Source organism: Pinirhizobacter soli (assembly GCF_015905305.1).
GTDB classification, from domain to species: domain Bacteria; phylum Pseudomonadota; class Gammaproteobacteria; order Xanthomonadales; family Rhodanobacteraceae; genus Pinirhizobacter; species Pinirhizobacter soli.
In genome coordinates this window covers 353,507-370,186 of the sequence record NZ_JADZLQ010000003.1, presented here as the reverse complement: position 1 = coordinate 370,186, position 16,680 = coordinate 353,507, and the positions used below count along the sequence as shown (strand labels likewise).

Here is a 16,680-nt window from a genome sequence, read left to right as displayed (position 1 = left end):
CACTTCAAACCCAACGTACGACGATCGAACGAAAATACAAACTCGTTATCGATATATAAGGGATTCTCCCTATACTTTGGTAAACCTAGACAAGGTTGCTCGACCAACGACATGCTCCACCCCGATCTTCTCGATGCACTCGAACGCGCCGACGGGCCACCGCTGATTGCCTACCAGGCCGAAGGCGACCTCCCCATCATGGAGAAGGGATGGCACAGCCACGTGCGCGGTCAGCTGTTCTACGTCGAACGCGGGCTCTTCGTCTCCGAAACACGGCAGGGTTCATGGATGCTGCCACCCGGCCGCGCCGGCTGGATGCCGCCGGGCGCCGAGCACACCATCCGTATCACCGGGCCAAGCCGTGGCTGGGGCCTGTTCGTAGCCCCGCACATGGCCCACTGCCTTCCCGATCACGCCTGCGTGGTAGGGGTAAACGAATTGACGCGTTCACTGGTGCTGCGCGCCAGCAGCTGGACCGACCAGGCGGAACTCAGCGACGAGCAACAACGCTTGATGGCCGTGCTGGTGGATGAGATCCGCCGTGCACCAGAAGAACCCATGCACCTGCCCATGCCGACCGACCGGCGACTGCAGAAAATGGCCACCACCATCATCGAGCATCCCGACGACTCCCGAGGCGTCGACGAGTGGGCGCAAGCCAGCGGCGTATCCACGCGTACGCTTACCCGTCTGTTCCGCGACGAAACCGGCTGCAGCTTCACCCAATGGCGGCAACAGGCGAAGCTGTCGCGCGCGCTGGAACACCTGGCGCGTGGCATGCGCGTAAGCGACGTGGCCGACGCGCTTGGCTACGCCACCGTCAGCGCCTTCGTGGCGATGTTCCGCAAGGCCTACGGCACGCCGCCAGGACGTTACTTCGCTGCGTAGTCCCGGCGTCAACTCTCATTAGATGCGCGCAGTCGACGCGGCAAAGTTGGTTAGCCCAGCAACAGCTTCGCCGCGATCACCCACATCACCACGCCGATGATCACTTCCAGCACCTGCCAGGCGCGGGGCTTGGCGAACACGGGGCGCAGCAGGGACGAGCCGTAACCGAGCGCGAAGAAGAACACCAGTGATGCCAGCATGGCGCCCAGGGCGAACGGAAGGTGCTGTCCCGGGAACTGCGTGGAGATCGAGCCGATCAGGAATAGCGTATCGAGGTAGACGTGCGGGTTGAGCCAGGTGAGAGCCAGGCACACCGCCAGCGTCGCCGCCAGTTTGCGCGGCGGCGCATCGGCCGGCGAGAGCGCGCCGTGCGAGTGCCAGGCGGTAAAGAAACTGCGCGCGCCATAAATGAAAAGGAATGCCGCGCCCACCCAGCGCATCACCTGAACGATCCATGGCACGCGATCGATCACGCTGGCAAAGCCCAGCACGCCGGCTGCGATCAAGATGGCGTCGGACAATGCACACACCAGGCACACCCAGAACACGTGCTCGCGGCGCAGGCCCTGGCGCAACACGAACGCGTTCTGCGCGCCGATGGCCAGGATCAGCGAAAAACTCAGGGCGAAACCCGCGATTGCCGCATCCATGCCTACTGGCCCAGTTTGTCGTGGAATAGCTCGTCGATGCGCCGGTATTCATCGTGCCAGGAATCCGCATGCACGAAGGTGTGGCGCTCCATAGGGTACAGCGAGATCCAGAAATCCTTCTTGTGCAATTCGACCAGCCGCTGGTACAGGCGAATGGAATCGCTGGCCATCACGTTGTCGTCGATCAGGCCATGCATGATCAATAGCGGGTCGCGCTGCTGGTCGGCATAGTAGATGGGCGAACTGGTGGTGTATGCCTCAGGATCGATCTGCGGATCGTTGAGGATGTCGGAGGTGTATTCCTGGTCGTAGCTGGACCAGTCAGTCACCGGGCGCAGCGCAGCGCCGGCGGCAAATTCACCGGGCGCGCGGAACAGCGACATCAAGGTCATGAAGCCGCCGTAGCTGCCGCCATAGATGCCCACACGATGTGCATCGACATGTTGTTCCTTTACCAGCCATGCCTTGCCGTCAAGCAGGTCTTCCAGTTCCGGATGGCCCATGTTGCGGTAGATCGCCGTACGCCAGTCGCGGCCGTAGCCTTCCGACGCGCGGTAGTCCATGTCCAGCACCACATAGCCGCGCTGCACCAGCAGGTTGTGGAACATTTGCTCGCGGAAATACGCCGGGAACGACTGGTGCACGTTCTGCAGGTAGCCGGCACCGTGCACGAAGATCACGGCCGGTCGTGAGGCCACGTCGGCTCCGGGCGCGGCGTAGTACTTCGCGTAGATCGTGCCAGCGCCATGGCTGGAGGGCACCTGGACGATCTTGGGCTCCACCCACTGCATGGCCTTGTAGCCCGGCTTGCGCGTGTCGGTAAGTTCCCGCGGCGTGCCGCCACTAACATCCACCACCGCCAGCTGGCTAGGTACATAAGACGATGAATGCAACACCGCCAGGCGCTTGCCGTCGCCGGACAACGCGAAGTCGTCCATGCCCTTGAAGTGCGTCACCTGCTCCATCGAGCCGCCACCCACCGGCACGCGGTAGATGTCGTAGCTGGTTGGCGCCTCGCGGTTGGAGCGCACGAAGAAGCTGCGCCCGTCCGGGCTGAGCGCCGGATGGCTCACTTCGAACTTGCCGGTGGTCAACGCGGTGGCCTTGCCGCCCACGGGCTTGGTGTACAGCTGGGAATAACCGGTTTCCTCGCTCAGGTACCACAAGGTGCGGCCGTCCTTCAGCCAGCCGAAGTCGTTGAAGTTCCAGTTCACCCAGGCCTTGTCGGTGAGGCGATGCTGGCTTACCAGGGCATGCGAGGAGAAATCGACGCTAGCGATCCAGCGATCCTTGTTGTCATAGGCGCGCAACTGGATGCCCACATTCTGGCCATCGTCGCTCCACACCACTCCCGGCCCGAATTCGCTGTTCACATAAACCGGACGCACCGCCGGTGCCTTCAGCGCATCGGCTTCGTCGTCCTTGCCGGCCTTGCGCAGTCGCGCGATGGCCTTGGCGCGCAGCTCCGCCAGCGGATCGTCCTTGATGCCGGGCAGGGCGTCGGTCTTGAGGTTGAAGCTGGCGTGGCGGGATAGGTCCAGCAGTACCAGCGACTGCGGCGCGCCGTCGTTGCGGCCGACGTAGGTGCGCGCGTCCTCCGGTTCCGGATATCCGGATTCGGTCACGTAATGAGTGATTTTCGGCGCCGTGCCGTCGTCGTGGCCCTTGGGCTTGGTCACCACCAGCATCCAGCGGCCGTCGGGCGATAACGTGGTATCGACGATCGCCACCGACTTGCCCAGGTAGAACGGCCGGCCGGCGCGCGTGGCATCGGCAGCGTCCAGTGCGCGATCCTGCGCGTGCTGCGCATCCTTGTCGGCGCGGATGCCGCGCAGGGTGGAGAAAATCTTCAGCTGCTCATCGGTGAGGCTGTCGTCTTTGCGCTGGTCGGGATCGTCACCGAGTTTGATCGTTGCGGCTTTTGCCGAGATACCCGAGCGCGGATCGTAGATGTACCAATCATCGCCACCGCGGTATTGCAGCCGTCCGTCGGCCATGAAGCGCGGCGATATCTCGCCATCGTCGGTGCGCGTGACCTGCATCGTGCGCCCGTTGCCGAGGTCGCGCCAGAAAACGTCGCCATGGCGGATGAAGGCCGCATGCGCATGGGCCTTGTCGAACACCGGATCACCATCGGCCTGGGCCTGGGCGGCGGCGTCCAGCATGAGCGGCGCACCGCCCTGCACGGGCACACGCCAGAGGTCGCGCACCTTGTTGCCGTCGTGCTTGAGCAGGTAATAAATGCTGCTGCCGTCCACCGAGAAGTAGGGCTTCTCCACCGGCGGCCCGATCCAGTCCGGATCGGCCATGATCGTTTCCATGTCCAGCGGCGCGGCGTAAGCGCGGCCAACGGCGAAGGCGGCGAGGAGGGCGATCAGCATCGGACGCATGGCGAAAAGAACCTTCGGGCCAAACCTTGAAGCATAGCCAAGCCCACGTGCGCCGCAAGCGCCGGAGGTCGGGGTGCACGGCCCCGTGCCCGCAGGCGTAGTCTTCGTGCCTCCTTCCGACCATGAATCCCGCCATGCGCCCAGCCGTACTTGCCTGCGCCCTCGCCTTCGCCCTTGCCGGCCAGGCCCATGCCGTCGAACGTGCTGCCGCGAACCTGCCCCCGCCGACGGCGAAGCATCCGGTGCACGAAACCCTGGCGGGGCAGTCGGTGGACGACCCCTGGCGCTGGCTGGAAGACGGCAGCAACCAGGAAGTGAAATCCTGGATCGAGGCGCAGAACGCCTATACCGAGAAGACCATCGCCGCGATTGAAGCGGGCAAGTCGCTGACCGAGCGGGTCAAGCAGCTGTCGATCACCTCCACCACGCGCTCCGGGCCCACGCTTGCCGGCGGCACGCTGTTCTTCATGCAGCACACGCCGCCGCAGTCCCAGCCGGTGCTGATGGCGCAGGCATGGCCGAAGGGCGAGCCGCGGGTGCTGGTGGATCTGAATGCCAACGGCGGCGGCACCGCCATGACCGGCTACTGGCCCTCGCCTAGTGGCCGCTACCTTGCCTACGGCACGGCCGAAGGCGGCAGCGAGCTGACCACTTTGCACGTTCTGGACACCACCAACGGCAAGACCCTCCCCGACAGCCTGCCCTGGGCTGGCGGCGGCACCACGCCTCAGGGCGTGGCCTGGGACAAGGACGAAAAGGGCCTGACTTACGTCCGCTTCGCGCCTCCACCCCCGGGTCAGCAGGTGCGCCAGTTCGACGCCGTGCTGGCCCATCACGCCATGGGCCGCGATCCGGCCAGTGATCAGGTCGTCTTCGGCCAGGGTTATTCCAAGGTGGCCGAATACATCCTGATGCAGTCGCCGGAGGGCAAGGTGGCCGTGCTCGCCAACGAAGGCGACGGCGGCGCAGCCGAGGTTTTCCTGAAGCAGGGCAATGCGTTCAACCGCGTGCTCGGCCACCAGGCCAATGTGCGCGGCGCGCACTGGGTGGGCGAGAAGCTGTACGTGGAAAGCTTCGAAGGTGCGCCCCGCGGCAAGTTGCTGGCGATCGACGGCGAAGGCGCGGTGCAGCCGGTGCTGGCCCAGGGCAAGGGCGCGCTGCAGGGGGTAACGCCGTTCGCCGACGGCTTCCTCGCCATCCGCAGCTGGGGTCCGGACTGGTGGGCCGAGCAATACGACGCCCAGGCGAAACTGGTTCGCCGCCTGCCCCTGCCCGAGACCGGCATCACCGTGGGCGCCGTGGCAGCCGAGGCCGGCCAGGCCAAGGCACTCATCAGCTATACCGGCTGGACCGCCCCGCCACGCTGGGTGGAATACGACGGCCAGGCAGGCAGCTTGGCGAACGTCTTCGAGGTCAAGCCCGCCGCCGACTACAGCAACGTCCAGGTGCAGCGCGTGCAGGGGCTTTCCAAGGACGGCACGGCGATCCCGGTCACGGTGATCTCGATGAAGGGCATCGACGCCAATGGCCGGAGGCCGACCATCCTGTATAGCTACGGCGGCTTCGATATTCCCATCACCCCGGGTTTCATCGGCTCGAACCTGGCGTGGCTCGAGCGCGGCGGCGTGCTGGCCTACGCCAACATCCGCGGTGGCAACGAGTTCGGCCAGGACTGGCACGCCGAGGGACAAAAGCTCAACAAGCAGAATGTCTTCGACGACTTCCATGCCGCGGCGCAGGCGCTGGTGAGCACCGGCTGGACCGATGCCGCGCACCTGGGCATCCGCGGCGGCAGCAACGGCGGCCTGCTGATGGGCGCGGCGCTCACCCAGCACCCGGAGGCCTATCGCGCCGTGGTGGCCCAGGTAGGCATTTACGACGTACCCCGCCACGAAACCGCCTTCGCCAATGGTCCCTACAACATCAGCGAATACGGCACGGTGGCCGATCCCGCCCAGGCGAAGGCCACGCTGGCCTATTCCCCCCTGCAGCGCGTGAAAAAAGGCACGAAGTACCCGGCGGTGCTGATGACCACCGGCGGCAACGATCCGCGCGTGGCGCCATGGCAGTCGCGCAAGTTCACCGCCGCCCTGCAGGACGCCACCACCTCCGGGCAGCCGATCCTGCTGCTGACCCGGATGAACGCCGGCCATGGCATCGGCGCCCCCTTCAGCCAGCGGGTGGGTGATGCCGCCCTTGCCCTTACCTTCTTCGCCGGGGAACTGGGCTTGTCCGAGGCCACCCCGGCACCCTCCAGCCCATGACTTTTGGCGGTTCGCGTCCGGAGCCCCAAGAGGCTCTAATGGAGGCTTGCCTCACCTTCCGGAGTACCCCATGCGTGCCCTCGTCCTTGCTGCCCTGATGGTGGTTGCCCTGCCCGTGTCCGCTGAAAAGCTCACCATCGAACGCATCTTCGACGGCGGCAACCTGGGCGGCCCCACGCCGCGCGGCCTGAAGATCTCCCCGGACGGCACGCGGGTGACCTTCCTGCGCGCCAAGGCCGACGACCAGTTCCAGCTGGACCTGTGGGAATACAACATCAAGGACCACACCACGCGGTTGCTGGTGGATTCGAAGAAGATCGAGCCGAAGGCCAAGGAACTCTCCGATGAAGAGAAAGCCCGCCGCGAGCGCTCCCGCACCGCGGGCCTGAAGGGCATCATCAGCTACCAGTGGTCGCCCGATGGAAAGGCCCTGCTGTTCCCCATCGGCGGCAAGCTGTACCTGTACGACGTGGCTTCGGCCCAGCCGCACGAACTGGCTACCGGCGACGACCCGATCGACCCGAAGATTTCCCCGAAAGGGAAGTTCGTCTCGTACGTGCGCGACCAGAACCTCTTCGTGATCGATATCGCCACCGGCAAGGCGACCCAGCTCACCCATGACGGCAAGGGCACGGTGCACAACGCCGAGGCCGAATTCGTCGCCCAGGAAGAAATGCACCGCTTCACCGGCTACTGGTGGGCGCCGGACGATTCGACCATCGCGTTCGAGCGTTTCGACGAGAAAAACGTACCGGTGACCAAGCGCACCGAGCTCTATGCCGATCGCACCGAGGTGATCGAGCAGCGCTACCCCGCCGCGGGCGATCCGAACGTCGAAGTGCAGCTGGGCCTGGTGGCGCCCACCGGCGGCGAAGCCCGCTGGATCGACCTGGGCAAGGACAAGGACATTTATCTTGTCCGCGTGGAATGGGTGCCCGATAGCGCGCACGTGACCTACCAGGTGATGCCGCGCAGCCAGCACCAGCTGGACCTGAAGATCGTCGACGCAAAAACGCTGGCCCAGCGCACGCTGGTGAGCGAGCACAGCAAGACGTGGATCAATGTGCTGGACGACCTGAAGTTCATCGACGACAACCAGTCGTTCGTGTGGGGTTCCGAGCGCAGCGGTTACCACCACCTGTATCTCTATGGCATCGACGGCAAGCTCAAGCACGCCATCAGCAAGGGCGACTGGAACCTCGACGATCTGCTTGCGGTGGATGAAAAGGCAGGCCTGGCCTATGTGAGCTCCAACTTCGACTTCGTACCCGATCGCCAGGTGTATTCGCTCAAGCTCGATGGCAGCACCGCGGAAAAGCCCACGCGCGTCAGCCAGGGCGACGGTTCCCACCATGTGGAATTCTCCAAGGACGCCGGCTTCTACATCGACGGGTATTCGAATCCCACCACGCCCCTGCAGGTATCCATCCGCAAGAACGACGGCAGCTTCGTCACCTGGATCGAAGAGAACAAGGTGGACGAGCACCACCCCCTGTGGAAGTACAAGGACGACCTGGTGCAGCCGACCTTCGGCAGCATCAAGGCCAGCGATGGCCAGGACCTCTACTACAAGGTCTACAAGCCGAAGGACTTCGACCCGTCCAAGAAGTACCCGGTGTTCGATACCTATTACGGCGGCCCGACGGCGCAGATGGTGGCGCGTGGCTGGGGCGACGACCGCGGCACGGGTGACTACTTCGCCCAGTACATGGCGCAGCAGGGCTTCATCGTGTTCACCCTGGACAACCGCGGCATGGAGCGGCGCGGCCGGAAGTTCTCCGACGTGATCTACCGCACCCTGGGCGTGGCCGAGGTCGAGGACCAGCTCGCCGGCGTGAAATGGTTGAAGTCCCAGCCTTGGGTGGATGGCAAGCGCATCGGCGTATTCGGCTGGAGCTACGGCGGCTACATGACCACCATGATGCTGGCGAAGGGTTCGAAGGAACTGGCCGGCGGCGTGGCGGTGGCCCCGGTGACCGACTGGAAGCTCTACGACACCTTCTACACCGAGCGCTACCTCGACCGTCCCCAGGACAATGCCGAGGGCTACAAGAAGAGCGCGCCCTTCGACTGGCTCGACGGCCTCACCTCGCCGCTGTACCTGGTGCACGGCATGGCCGACGACAACGTGCTGTTCCTCAATTCCACCGAGCTCATGGCGGCACTGCAGAAACGCGGCACGCAGTTCCAGCTGATGACTTATCCCGGTGGCAAGCACGGCCTGGCCTTGCCCGGCCAGAAGGCGCACGTTTTTCACCTGATCGCGAATTTCTTCGAGACCACGATCAAGAACGCCCACTAAACGGCCAAACGCTCCGCGCATGGATGACGGGCTATAGTGCCCGTCCGTTTCCTGGATATGCGCGGGGCTTGGGATGTCGGTAGCTTCTTATCCGGCCTTGCGGCACGGTTGGCCCATCGCCCTGATCGGGCTGGGCCTTTTCTGGTTGATCGTCGGCGTGGCGTTGACGCCCAGCCCGACCAATGCAAGCTCCTGGTACCACAACGTGGTCACCGTGCTGCTGTTCGCTCCCGCCTTGTGGCTGGCGATACGCCGTGGCGCATGGGTGGTCCGTTGCGTGCGTGATACCCCTGAATTGATCCTGGTGCTGGCGCTATTGGCCTGGTCGTGCGTGTCGCTGGCCTGGGCCGGCGGCAATCACGTCGCCGAACGGGTGAAGATCCCGCTACAGGTCGCCGGGTTCCTGCTTGGCTGGTTGTTCTGGGTGGCCGCCCGGGGCGAAGATGCAGCGCGCAACCTGTTGCGGCTGGCCGGGTATGCCATGGCGGCCGGCGCGCTGGCGGCGATGCTTGCCTTTCCCTATCGCCATACCGACTTTCCCGACCGGATCACCGGTTTTGCCATGCTCGATGGCCCCAATCTCTCCGGATACGTGATGGGCGCGGTGGCCGTGTGGCTGTTCCAGTTGCCGCCGACGCGCCGCTGGGAGCAAATCCTTTGGCTATTGAGCCTTGGCTGCCTGCTGGCGTTCGCCGGGCTTACTTTGAGCCGCGGCACCTGGCTTGCCGTTTTCGTGGTGATGCTGGTGATGCCGCTGTTCGATCGCAGCCGGAAAGGGCTGGCCAGCAGCGCCCTGGCCGTGGTGGGAGGCGTGGTGGCCCTCATCCTGGGCCGAAGAATCCTCGAAGCCCGCGGAGTTTCGTATCGGCCTCAGATCTGGGAGCAGGCCCAGGCGATGATTCATGAACGGCCGTTCAGGGGTTTAGGTCTGGATACGCCGTACACGATAACCATCGGCACTCAATCGTGGACTCACAGTCACAACCTGTTCACCAACCTCGCCATAGAACTAGGGGTGCCGGCATTACTTTGCTGGCTCGTCGCATGGTTTCTCCTGTTGCGTCGAGGCTGGACCTACAGGCACGACCCGCTTGGACGCATCGTGTTGGGACTATGGGTGTTTTCCACCGTAGCCCTGCAACTGGATGGACCCGCCCTGTTGATGAGTCCCCGGCCGGAATGGCTGCTCACCTGGTTGCCGCTTGCCATTGGCGCGGCGCTGGTATTGCCATCCCCGACGGAACCGCAAGAACCTGCAAGTGCTTCAAGTTAAATATTTATTTAATGACATGAAGTCGAAACTTCGTCATCATGCTGTCAGGGCATGCTGACAAGCGCAGGGATGCGAAACTGGAATTTCAGGACCATTCAATGTCGGCAGTCGCACCCATCAGCCAATCCAGCGCGCGCGTCATCGATCCGGACAGGATCCCGGCGCCGCTGTTCGGTGCCCATGTGAATCTACTGGGCTGGGACAATGGCGTGGGCTTGAGTCGTGACTTGCGGCTTCTCAATGAAGTGCTTTCCGAAGCTGGATGCCGGGTCACCATGACGCTCTTCAAGCGCAGCCGTGCCCGTCCTTTCGGTCGGTCGCATGTCATGCAGGCGCGCCGGGTGCTGCACTGGATGCAGAACAAGGTGCCCTCGCCCCAGTTCGACCTCAACATCATGGTCGAGCACCTGCGGCCGGACTACATGCGCCTGGCACGGCGCAATGTCTTCATCCCCAACCCCGAATGGTTCCCGCGCCGCCGCCTGCCCCAGTTGCAGGGCGTGGACACCGTGCTGTGCAAGACACAGCACGCGCAGTCGATCTTCAGCGACTTAGGTTGCGAAACGGCCCTGATCGGTTTTACCAATGCCGAGCGCCTGCGCCGCCATATCACCCGCCAGCGTGCGTTTTTCCACCTGGGCGGCCGCAGCCGAATGAAAGGTACCGACCGCCTGCTGGCCCTGTGGGAGCGTCATCCGGAATGGCCGCGGCTTACCGTGGTGCAGCATCCGGACATCGCCACCCGCATAAGCACGGCGGCCAATATCAACCACGTGGTTGGCTACGTGGATGAAGAAGATCTCGTGCAGATGCAGAACGAGCACATTTTCCATCTGTGCCCGTCGGAAACCGAAGGTTTCGGTCATTACCTGTGCGAGGCGCTGTGCGTGGGCGCCGTTACCATGACGCTCGACGCGGCGCCGATGAATGAGTTCGTCAACGCCGAACGGGGCATCCTGATCGACCATCAGGGCACGGGCAGCCAGGGCCTGGCCACCACGTATTACTTCGACGAAACAGCCATGGAACGGGCGGTCGAGCGTGCCATTGCCATGAGCGACACCGAAGTGCAGGCCATCGGCAGCAATGCCCGCGCCTGGTACCGCGCCAATGACCACCGCTTCCGCGTGACGCTACCTGCGATCATCGGCGACGCCTGCAATCTGCGGGCCTGAAGTCGGGGCGGGGTTCAGAGTAATTACTCTGAACCCTTATTGCTTTGTGTGAATTTATCTTCACATGAAATCAGGTAAACCCTACAACCTTCGCAAAATACTGTCGTGTTAGCTTTTTCTTGCGACCGTTCGGTCGCATATGGGGAAAGCCAAATGAATACGAAAATTGCTGCGGTGGTTGTGGGTCTTTGCCTCTCTGGAACCAGCATTTCGGCCATGGCTGGACGGGCGAATATGCTCGTGGACGTGTACTTCTCGGATGCGACGAAAACATGGCAGGTTGGACAGCATGAGTATGACTGTCCAAGCGGCGAATTCATGGAGGGTGAAGTAACCCCTTACAGCCAGCACTTCGTCATCCCTTGCAGTGTCGGATTTTTTCCCACTCCCTCGCCTGAAGCATTTCGAGCGACGCACTGGTGTCAGTGGGAGATAGACATCGCCGAGGAGCCCAACTATGGCTATTACCAATGCTAAGACTTGGTGACTAAAGTTCCTTGCTTTCTGTGGGGGCGAGTGCGTCGCGGATGTGTGGAATCGTCCCGGCAAATCGAGTACCGGGGGAGCCGCACGACGCACTCGCCGCGTTTGGATTCTGCGTCAACCGCGTCTAGATGCGGGGCTACGATGGTCCAACCCCTTGGCCAGGCTGAGTGAGCTCCTGGCGATAGTGAACCCTGGACACGCTGATAACCAATCAAGAAATATCTGACGTCTCCTGGGCGTCGCCCGCCAAGTGCCGGTGGACGCCTCGGGACGCTATCGCGTCGGCAACCGACGTTTCCAAGACGCAGGATTGGGATGCCGCCACGCTGATGGAATAGCGCAAGGAACGCCAGTCGGATTACACGTACGAAACCGACCCGTACTCGGTGTCCAACACCTATAGCATGGGCAATTACTTCGAGGCACCGCGCTTCGTCCGTCTGTCGGCGTCGTACGACTTCTGACAAGGGTTGCCGCAGCAAAAAGGCGCGGCGGCTTTCCCACCGGTGGCTCTTTTTTGCTCGCGTCTAGTGCACGCGGCCGACGCCGCCGGAGTCACCTTGTTCAAGCGGCGGGGGATCTCCCGCTACCGCGAGCAGTGACGTGGCGTAGGCATCCTCGATGCTGATGGTGGAGATTTCATCCCAGGCGAAGAACGACGCTTCGCTCAGCCATTCGGCGTCGGGGGTGATTTCCTGCATGTTGAAGCCGTCTTCCTCGTAGCTCACCACGCGGCCGATATAGCAGACCTCGGTGTCTTCCTCGCTGTCCACATGCACGCCGATGACGGGCGCGTTGGCGCTGGCCGCACGGACCACCTGGCCGATGTCGTCCAGCGGGAAGACCGCCGGCGGTGTCGGGCTGATGCCCTTCAATGCCAGGGCCTTCTCGAGGAAGGTGTGGTGCTTGTCGGGGACTTCCAGTTCGGTGACATCCCTGTGGCGCATGACGTACATGCCGTCATAGCTGATGCCGTCGCCGACGACCCACAGCAGGAAGAATTCACGGCCGACACCGCCCACATAGCCGCAGAAGCTGCCGTGTTCGAGTTCGCCGCGCCACAACCGAACGAGCTGGCGGTTGTCCTGCGCTTCACGCAGGCCGGCCCGCTGGCCGTTGGTCTTCAACTGAATGATCTTTCCCATACGACTGTATTTTAACCTACCAAAGCATTCACGTTTGTTTACAGGATGTAACGGCTCAAATCCTCGTCCTTGACGAGACTTGACAGCGTTTTATCGACATATTCGGCGTCGATCGCATACTTTTCGCCGCTTTTGTCCGCCGCTTCGAATGAGATGCGCTCCAGCAGGCGCTCCATCACCGTATGCAGGCGGCGGGCACCGATGTTCTCGGTGCGCTCGTTCACCTGGAAGGCCACCTCAGCCAGCCGATCAATGCCCGACTCGGCGAATTCCAGGGTCACGCCCTCGGTGCCGAGCAAGGCAACATATTGTTTCGTAAGTGCATTGTGCGGCTCGCGGAGGATCCGCTTGAAGTCGTCGACGCTCAGCGCCGAAAGCTCCACGCGGATCGGCAGGCGGCCCTGCAGCTCGGGGATCAGGTCCGACGGCTTGGCCAGCGAAAACGCACCCGACGCGATGAACAGCACGTGGTCGGTCTTGATGGCGCCGAACTTGGTCGAGACGGTGGATCCTTCGACCAGGGGCAGCAGGTCGCGCTGCACGCCTTCGCGGCTTACTCCCGCGCCGCCCCATTCGGAACGCTGGGCCACCTTGTCGATTTCGTCGATGAAGACGATGCCATTCTGTTCGGCCAGATCCATCGCGCGGGCGCGAAGTTCGTCGTCGTTGAGGAGCTTGCCGGCTTCTTCTTCCACCAATAGCGGGCGGGCAGCCCGGATAGCGAGCTTGCGGGTCTGCGAGCGAGCGCCGCCTAAGTTCTGGAACATCTTGCCCAGTTGCTGGCTCATTTCCTCCATGCCGGGCGGGGTGACGATCTCCACGCCGACATTGGCGGCGAAGTCCAGTTCGATCTCGCGATCGTCGAGCGTACCCTCGCGCAGCTGCTTGCGCAGCTTCTGGCGGGTGTCGTTGTCCACCGCGGGCGCGGCCGGGGTATTCCAGTCGCTGGCCGCCTGGCGGCGCGGCAGCAACGCATCCAGGATGCGGTCCTCGGCGGCGTCCTCGGCCTTGCTGCGTACCCGGCCCTTGGCCTGGTCGCGCACCAGCTTGTAGGAAACGTCTACCAGGTCGCGGATGATCGATTCGACGTCCTTGCCGACATAACCGACTTCGGTGAACTTGGTGGCTTCCACCTTCACGAAGGGTGCGTTGGCGAGCGTCGCCAGGCGCCGAGCGATCTCGGTCTTGCCCACGCCCGTCGGGCCGATCATCAGGATGTTCTTCGGGGTTACCTCGTCGCGCAGCGACGGATCCAGCTGCATGCGGCGCCAGCGGTTGCGCAGCGCAATGGCCACGGCGCGCTTGGCGTCGTGCTGGCCAATGATGTAACGGTCCAGCTCGTTGACGATTTCGCGGGGAGTCAGTTCGGACATCAGAGTTCTTCGATGGTCGTGTTGTGATTGGTGTAGATGCAGATATCGCCGGCGATCTTCAACGCATGCCCGACGATCGTGCGCGCATCGAGTTCGGTGTGCGCCAGCAGCGCCAGCGCCGCGGATTGCGCATAAGGACCGCCCGAACCGATGGCGATCAGGCCGCTCTCAGGCTCGAGCACGTCGCCGTTGCCGGAGATCAGCAGGGATGCTTCTTTGTCGGCCACGGCCAGCATGGCCTCCAGTCGGCCCAGGCGGCGGTCGGTGCGCCATTCCTTGGCCATCTCGACCGCGGCGCGGGTGAGGTTGCCGCCATGCTTGGACAGCTTCTCCTCGAAGAGCTCAAACAGGGTGAAGGCGTCGGCGGTAGCCCCGGCGAAGCCGGCGATGACGTCGCCCTTGACGCCCAGGCGCCGGATCTTGCGGGCATTGGCCTTCATCACCGTGTTGCCGAGGGTGACCTGGCCATCGCCGCCGATCACGACCTGGCCGTTGCGGCGCACCGAAACGATGGTGGTGGCGTGGAAGGATTCCATGCGCGAAGACTCCTTGGGGATGTGAAGGCGTGACTGGAGGATGTGGGGAGGCGTGGCACGCATCGCAAGGGAGCCGCTGGCCCTTGACAAGCGACCTGCCTTGGAATCTACTCGGTCCATCCATTTTGGATCGATCCAAATCGCATAACACGCTGCACCGGCAACCCCCCAATGTGGTACTCCCCTGTAGCCGCCGACTCCTCCAGATCGGCGGCTTTTTTTGTCCGTCGATCAGGCTGACGGCGAGGCGGAGGTCATGGTTTCCTTGACCAGGCGCTCACCATGCCAGGCGTGGATTTCGTAAGAGCGCCGACCGCCAGGGCGACGGACTTCTTCCACCACCAGCTGGTCGGCTCCCTCGGCCAGCGCCAGGGCGCGCCGGCGGATATCCGGGGGAACCTGGTGAAGGGGCACGATCCGCTCGAACTCGAAGCCCTCGTCGAACTTCCATTCCAGGGCAAGGCCCTCACCGCCCCAGCGCAGGCTGGCCTCGGCGCCGCCGTGTAGTGTCGTAAGGCCAGCGGAGACGCCATGGCGTGCCACCAGCGTCGACGACGCGTTCCAGGCCATGAATGCGCCGCAGCCGACCATCGACAGGTAGCCGGCACGACGAAAGCCCGCCTCGCTGATCGCGGATAACAAACCGCGTGCCAGCCAGGCGGCCAGCAGGGCGGCGACGCCTATCAGCAGACCCGCGGCCACGACCGGGCGATCAAGCAGCCCGAAGGAGGCGTACAGGGCGATCTTCAGCACGTGCAGGGTGATCTCGTTGGCGGCGCGGGTGGCCACGATTTCCTCCCTGGCCATGCCGTGGCGGAGGTAAAACCGATTGAAGACCAGGCCGACGGCACCGGTGAGGCCCGAAACGAAGCCAGCCAGGAGGCCGATCATGGCGAGTGTCGGCCGGGCCACGGGGGAAGCCTCCGCGGCCATGCGCCCCGGCGCCAGCAGCGTCCACAGCGATGCCAGCAGGTAAAAGCCCAGGCATAACTCGAGCCACGCCAGATCGACCAGGGCCAGCAGCCAGGCACCCAGCCATGCCCCGGGCAAGGCCGTGGGGAGGAACCAGCGGACTACATCCCAGCGGATGTGCCGTCGGAACAGAGCCAGCCGTGAGACGGAACTGACCGTGCTGCCGATCGACAGGGCAGCCGGTACGCCGACCGCGGGCAGCCACAGCGCCAGTATCGGCAGCAGGACCAGGCCAGCGCCGCCCCCGGTGAAGGCACTGATGGTGAAGGCCGCCAGGGCCACGACGAAGACAACGGCGAACATGGGCATTCATCCTTGAAGGTCCATCGCGAAGCCTAACGGCGCGCCACCATCAACGACATCGAAAAAAAGCCCGGCGTCGTACGCCTTCGGCACGCCTAGCGGCAGCGTCCCACCGATGCAGTGACGTCGATGCTGCGCCGATCCAGCAGTTCCACGGTCGCCTTGCCGACCATGAATAGCCCGCAAGCGACCATGGCCAGATAGCCCGTAAGCCGGAACGTGGACTCATTGACTTGCTTCAACAGGCCCCTTGAGACCCAGGCCGCACACACCGCCGCCACGCCAACCAGGACGCCAGCGCCAACCGCCCTCGTGTTCAGAAGACCATAAGTTGAATAAAGCCCTAGCTTGAGTACATGCAGTGCGATCTCGTTGGCCGCCCGCGTGGCCACCACTTCTTCCTTGGCCAGCCCATGTTGCAGGTAGAAGCGGTTGAAAAGCAGTCCGACTGCGCCGGTGAGCCCAGAGACGAACCCCACTGCCAGGCCGACCGCGAGCAAGCTGCGGGGCTTGGACGGGATGTCGCCCGGAAGCGGTACCGTAGGCCTGAGCACCAGCTTCAGGTTGGCGACCATGTAGAGGCCCATGATCAGTTGTAACCAGGCCAGGTCGACCAGGAACAGCAGCCACGCACCGAGCCAGGCGCCGGGAAACGCTGTTGGCAGGAACCAGCGCACGACATCCCAGCGGATGTGCCGGCGGAAAAATCCGATTCGCGACACTGAACTGATGGTACTGCCTATGGAGAGTGTGGCGGCGACACTGGACACGGGCACCACCAGTGCGAGCAGGGGCAACAGCAACAGACCTGCGCCGCCACCGGAAAATGCACTGACGACGAACGCCGCGAACGCCGCGGCGAAAACGATGGCGAGCATGAATATTCTTCCTTGAAATTCCTCCGGCAAACGTAGCGATGACGT

13 protein-coding genes are annotated in these 16,680 nt (G+C 63.5%); 6 read left to right on the top strand and 7 right to left on the bottom strand.

Annotation, left to right across the window (positions count from 1 at the left end; genetic code table 11):
• The first annotated feature begins 111 nt into the window (after positions 1–111).
• Positions 112–888: an AraC family transcriptional regulator gene (locus NDK18_RS15020; protein ID WP_250626227.1), complete on the top strand. Its 777-nt coding sequence runs from the start codon at positions 112–114 to the stop codon at positions 886–888.
• 50 nt (positions 889–938) lie between these two features.
• Here NDK18_RS15020 and NDK18_RS15015 read toward each other — a convergent pair whose 3' ends face one another.
• On the bottom strand, positions 939–1,538 hold the full coding sequence (locus NDK18_RS15015) for a LysE/ArgO family amino acid transporter (RefSeq protein WP_250626226.1): 600 nt from the start codon (positions 1,536–1,538) through the stop codon (positions 939–941).
• A 2-nt stretch (positions 1,539–1,540) separates the two neighbouring features.
• Positions 1,541–3,928, bottom strand: coding sequence for a S9 family peptidase (locus tag NDK18_RS15010; protein ID WP_250628225.1), 2,388 nt, complete (start codon positions 3,926–3,928; stop codon positions 1,541–1,543).
• A 134-nt stretch (positions 3,929–4,062) separates the two neighbouring features.
• Between NDK18_RS15010 and NDK18_RS15005 the strand changes: the two genes are divergently transcribed.
• The 5 genes from NDK18_RS15005 (at position 4,063) to NDK18_RS14985 (ending at position 11,419) form a co-directional block, all read left to right on the top strand.
• A complete protein-coding gene (locus NDK18_RS15005) occupies positions 4,063–6,192 on the top strand; it encodes a prolyl oligopeptidase family serine peptidase (RefSeq protein WP_250626224.1) in 2,130 nt (709 codons plus the stop codon).
• A gap of 70 nt (positions 6,193–6,262) precedes the next feature.
• Positions 6,263–8,494: a S9 family peptidase gene (locus tag NDK18_RS15000; protein ID WP_250626223.1), complete on the top strand. Its 2,232-nt coding sequence runs from the start codon at positions 6,263–6,265 to the stop codon at positions 8,492–8,494.
• Between the two features lie 73 nt (positions 8,495–8,567).
• Positions 8,568–9,767: an O-antigen ligase family protein gene (locus NDK18_RS14995; protein WP_250628224.1), complete on the top strand. Its 1,200-nt coding sequence runs from the start codon at positions 8,568–8,570 to the stop codon at positions 9,765–9,767.
• A 98-nt stretch (positions 9,768–9,865) separates the two neighbouring features.
• A complete protein-coding gene (locus NDK18_RS14990) occupies positions 9,866–10,942 on the top strand; it encodes a glycosyltransferase (protein ID WP_250626221.1) in 1,077 nt (358 codons plus the stop codon).
• Between the two features lie 153 nt (positions 10,943–11,095).
• A complete protein-coding gene (locus tag NDK18_RS14985; protein ID WP_250628223.1) occupies positions 11,096–11,419 on the top strand; it encodes a hypothetical protein in 324 nt (107 codons plus the stop codon).
• 536 nt (positions 11,420–11,955) lie between these two features.
• On the opposite strand, the gene NDK18_RS14980 is transcribed toward NDK18_RS14985, so the two are convergent.
• The 5 genes from NDK18_RS14980 to NDK18_RS14960 all read right to left on the bottom strand — a co-directional run bounded on the left by NDK18_RS14980 (position 11,956) and on the right by NDK18_RS14960 (position 16,635).
• Complete coding sequence (locus NDK18_RS14980; protein ID WP_250626218.1) at positions 11,956–12,573, bottom strand: hypothetical protein; 618 nt, start codon at positions 12,571–12,573, stop codon at positions 11,956–11,958.
• A 38-nt stretch (positions 12,574–12,611) separates the two neighbouring features.
• Positions 12,612–13,946 (bottom strand): ATP-dependent protease ATPase subunit HslU, encoded by a 1,335-nt coding sequence (gene hslU, locus NDK18_RS14975; RefSeq protein WP_250626217.1) that lies wholly within the window; start codon positions 13,944–13,946, stop codon positions 12,612–12,614.
• Positions 13,946–14,482, bottom strand: coding sequence for an ATP-dependent protease subunit HslV (gene hslV, locus NDK18_RS14970; RefSeq protein ID WP_250626216.1), 537 nt, complete (start codon positions 14,480–14,482; stop codon positions 13,946–13,948). Before hslV ends, hslU begins: the two co-directional genes overlap by 1 nt.
• A 231-nt stretch (positions 14,483–14,713) precedes the next feature.
• Complete coding sequence (locus tag NDK18_RS14965) at positions 14,714–15,757, bottom strand: sulfite exporter TauE/SafE family protein (protein ID WP_250628222.1); 1,044 nt, start codon at positions 15,755–15,757, stop codon at positions 14,714–14,716.
• A gap of 95 nt (positions 15,758–15,852) precedes the next feature.
• Positions 15,853–16,635, bottom strand: coding sequence for a sulfite exporter TauE/SafE family protein (locus NDK18_RS14960; RefSeq protein ID WP_250628221.1), 783 nt, complete (start codon positions 16,633–16,635; stop codon positions 15,853–15,855).
• Positions 16,636–16,680 lie beyond the last annotated feature (45 nt).